The sequence below is a fragment of the Phormidium sp. CCY1219 genome, assembly GCF_055795085.1.
The window spans coordinates 1-441 of sequence record NZ_JAYFEQ010000129.1 but is presented as its reverse complement, the minus strand read 5'-3'; the positions used below and the strand labels follow the sequence as shown (position 1 = coordinate 441).

Sequence of the window (441 nt, the reverse complement as noted above, 5' to 3'; positions counted from 1 at the left end):
GCCGGTGGATACCGCATCGGGACGGAACATGTGGACGAGCGCCGCTTCCGCACCGGTTCTTGGAAGAGCTGCGCGCCGATTGACAGCAAGAACGAGTCGCAGGTGATTTCGGCCCTGGAAGAGTGTTTGGCGGAACACAGCGGCGAATACGTGCGCTTGATCGGCATCGACCCGAAAGCAAAACGGCGGGTGGTGGAAACCATTATCCAACGCCCGAATGGCAATGGCTCCCCTAGCAGCGGAGGCAGCCGCTCGACAAGTGCCCCTCGCCGCACCGGCAGCAGTTACGCGCCGACGAGTTCCACGGGCCTAGATCCGGATGTGGTGGCGCAGGTGCGCCAAATCCTCAACCAAGGGTTGCGCCTCGGGACGGAACATGTGGACGAGCGCCGCTTCCGCACCGGTTCTTGGAAGAGCTGCGCGCCAATTGACAGCAAGAAC

At 62.6% G+C, this 441-nt stretch carries 1 protein-coding gene; it reads left to right on the top strand.

Features of this window, described 5'->3' with window-relative positions:
• Positions 1-441: ribulose bisphosphate carboxylase small subunit (locus AC0QH1_RS00705; protein ID WP_324628805.1), on the top strand; the 441-nt coding region annotated here is incomplete at both ends.